This is a genomic window from Nocardioides guangzhouensis (assembly GCF_004519545.1).
GTDB classification, from domain to species: domain Bacteria; phylum Actinomycetota; class Actinomycetes; order Propionibacteriales; family Nocardioidaceae; genus Nocardioides; species Nocardioides guangzhouensis.
In genome coordinates, this window is record NZ_SDKM01000095.1 from 1 (window position 1) to 3,172 (window position 3,172).

The 3,172-nt window shown below is 69.0% G+C and carries 3 protein-coding genes; 2 read left to right on the forward strand and 1 reads right to left on the reverse strand.

Features of this window, described 5'->3' with window-relative positions; all coding sequences use genetic code 11:
* Positions 1–189 precede the first annotated feature (189 nt).
* Complete coding sequence (locus tag EKO23_RS24495) at positions 190–1,098, reverse strand: carbon-nitrogen hydrolase family protein (RefSeq protein ID WP_217702805.1); 909 nt, start codon at positions 1,096–1,098, stop codon at positions 190–192.
* Positions 1,099–1,485: 387 nt separating this feature from the next.
* Here EKO23_RS24495 and EKO23_RS26770 point away from each other — a divergent pair, with 387 nt between their 5' ends.
* Positions 1,486–1,986 (forward strand): caspase family protein, encoded by a 501-nt coding sequence (locus EKO23_RS26770; RefSeq protein ID WP_425464417.1) that lies wholly within the window; start codon positions 1,486–1,488, stop codon positions 1,984–1,986.
* On the forward strand, positions 1,961–2,803 hold the full coding sequence (locus tag EKO23_RS24505) for a hypothetical protein (RefSeq protein WP_134721170.1): 843 nt from the start codon (positions 1,961–1,963) through the stop codon (positions 2,801–2,803). Before EKO23_RS26770 ends, EKO23_RS24505 begins: the two co-directional genes overlap by 26 nt.
* The last annotated feature ends 369 nt before the right edge of the window (positions 2,804–3,172 follow it).

Below are 3,172 nucleotides of genomic sequence, written 5' to 3' on the forward strand. Positions count from 1 at the left end.
AAGAGCCGGCCTGGCAGGCCTGGCTGCAGGGAATCTCCGTCCCGGCCTGATCTCTTACCGTTACCGAGGGCGGCCCTGTCGATGCAGCTGCGTCACTCCGCCGCCAAGGCGCCTCTTTCAAGCACCAAGTCCGGGGGCCTGGGTTGGAGCAGGCCTGTGGCCACGCCCGTTGTTGATGGTCGGTCGGCGTCAATGGGGCGACTTCGGCCACAGGACGTCGGCGCGGCTGTAGTGGCCAACTGCGTCGAACCAGCGCTTGGCGTGGAGCGTCTGCCGGAGGTCGCAGTCGGCGACGACGATGCCCTCGGCGTCGTACAGCGGCCCCGCGATGACCTCGCCGGACGCGGGGGCGACGATGGCCGCCCCACCCCGGCCGAAGACATCGGTGCCCGGGAGCGGCCAGGGGAAGTCGTCGCCGAATGCAGCGCGCTGGATGAACTGGGGCACTGACACGACGAAGGCGCCGGACTCGATGGCGATGTGCCTGATCGTGGCCTGCCATCCGTCGGAGTCGTCCGCTGTCGGAGCGAGCCAGATCTGCGGGCCGCCTTGGTAGACGGCCCACCGGGCCAGCGGCATCCGGTTCTCCCAACAGATCAGCCCTCCGAGCCGACCCAGATGTGTCTCGACGACCTGCAGGTCGTCGCCCGCGCCGAGACCGTGGAACAGCCGCTCGTGGTAGGTCGGCATGAGCTTGCGGTGCTTGCTGAGCAAGCCGTCCGGACCGACCAGCAACAGCGTGTTGTAGAGGCTGCCGGGGCGCTCGAGCTCACGCTCGTTGACGCCCACGGCGCAGACGACGTCGTGCTCCCGGCACGCGGCAGCGAGCCGGTCGACGACGGGACCGGGTACCTCGACCGAGCTGGCCCACAGCCGCTCCCACAGCGCGTTGTCGTCGCCGCCCGTCAGGTGAGCCCAGGCGTACGACGGGTAGAGCGAGAGGAACGTCTCGGGGAACACGACCAGCTGGGCGCCCTGCCCGGCCGCGTCCGCGAGCAGGCCGAGCGCCTTGTCGAGGCTGGCTTCCAGGTCGAGCACAACCGGCATCGCCTGGACGGCAGCGACCCGGACCGTAGGCATCGAGGGCACGGACTCCATGTCGGCAGAGTACGGCCCTTCATTCCGCCGCCGAGACCTTCACGGCCCAAAGCGCGACGTCTGGGAGGGGGGTTACGGCGTCTCGCAAGACTCGGCCATCGGTCCACCAACGTTCAAGGCTCTGTCACTTCGCCGCGAGCCGGACGGCACCAGGGCCGTTCCAGGACCAGCTTGCGGACGAACTCCATGATCGCCTCGATCCGGCGGAGGGAGCGCCGTTCTCGACCTTGACGCGGGGGACCACGGACCTTTGCGTGCAGGGGGAATCGACCCTGCTGCGCGCGCAGTGGATCGGCGGTAAGACTGTGGTGTGGACGGTGGATCGCCGCCGAGGCGAAGCGCACGATCGGCATTTATCGTCGCACCGCGAACTATCTCGATCCCGGGCTGCGAGCCCTTCGCGGGGCGGCCGCGGACGCCGACGCGCTCAGGGAGGTCCTGGCCGACCCAGCGGTCGGTGGATTTGACGTCACGACCGTTCTCGACCGTCCAGCCCACGAGGTCGCCGAGGAGCTCGAGGGCTTCTTCGCCGACCGGATGCCCGGTGACTTGCTGCTCGTGCACCTGTCCGGTCACGGCATCAAGAACCAGACAGGCGAGCTCCACTTCGCGATGACCAGCACCAAGCTGGATCGGCTCGCGGCCAGCTCGGTGACAGCCGACTTCCTCAACCGGCAAATGGGGGCCAGCCGCGCCCGAAGCATCATCTTGTGCCTCGACTGCTGCTACGCCGGCGCGTTCGACCGCGGCATGGTGCCGCCGACCGCGAGCTGGACGGCTGCGATGCCGGGCCACCGAGTCCGTCGACCTGGGCGGCCGGTTCTCCGGCCAAGGCCGAGCGGTCATCACTGCGTCCGGCGCGTTGGAGTACGCGTTCGAAGGTGGTGAGCTCACCGACGGGCAGCCGCAGCCATCGGTGTTCACCACCGCGATGGTGGAAGGGCTCTCGACGGGCGCCGCCGACCGTGACCGGGACGGCTGGGTCGGCCTGGGTGAGCTGTATGAGCACGTCCACGACGCCGTGCGGTCAGCAAACCCGAATCAGACACCGGGCATGTGGGCGTTCGGAATCCAGGGAAACCTCGTCGTGGCGCGCCGCGGCGGTGCCGCCGGCGGACCTGGCGCCGGCAGCGGAGCCGCGACGGATGCTGCAACCACGGCGGCCGGCCAGCACCCACCGGACCGGCCGGTGCTGGAGGTGCCCGAAGAAGTCAGTCGAGAGCAGACGCGTGTCGGTACTCGACGCTCCGGGCTCCAGACCGCTCGCCACGCGGTCACCTGGCGCCGAGCAGCGCTCGCAGCCGCGATCACCGCCGTCGCTGTGCTCGTCGGCTTCCTCCTGGTTCCTGCGCTGCGGGAAGAGGGCGACTCCGGCATCGACGAGGTGCCAGCCGCCTTCGAAGGAACGTGGTCGGGTGCTGCCACCGTCCGTGACAATGGCGTGGCCCATCTGACGATCTCGTTGACGGAGGGCGCGACCCGCATCTCGGTCGGCAGCGAGGGCGACGGTGGCAGTGAATGCCTCCTCGGGAACCTGGCTCTGACCGGCGGGACCGAGTCCGAGATCAGAGCGTCCTTCGCCCCGGTGAACAAAGACTGTGAGGACGCTACCGTAAGGCTGCGCCTCGACGACGACAGGCTCCGCTACTACTTCGAAGCCGACGAGGGCGGCTACCCCACCTCGGCCGTGCTCACCCGGGAATAGACCGGCCCGCGGGCACATGGCGTCGGGACTTGCCTCGATGGTGTCGCTGTACCGCTCCTGACGCCACGTGAGGGGCGAGACTTCTCAATGGTGTGCGGACACTAACGCTGGGAGGAGGTGGGCGCCGGCCAGCCACAGGGAAGGGGACGGAACCCGCGTCTATCCGCCGCTTGCGGACTGCTGTTTCACTCCGAGCCTGCGGGGCCCTGCTCCCTTGCGGTGCAGGAAGGCCAAGGCGAGCATGAGGAATGATCAGGCCCGACGGCAGGAGGCTCAGGCGTGGCCTCTTCGTGGCGCTGCTGCTCCCTGGGACGGTGATGGCAATGCTGTGGGCGCTGCAGCGTCAGCTGATCTACTTCCCCGACCCCG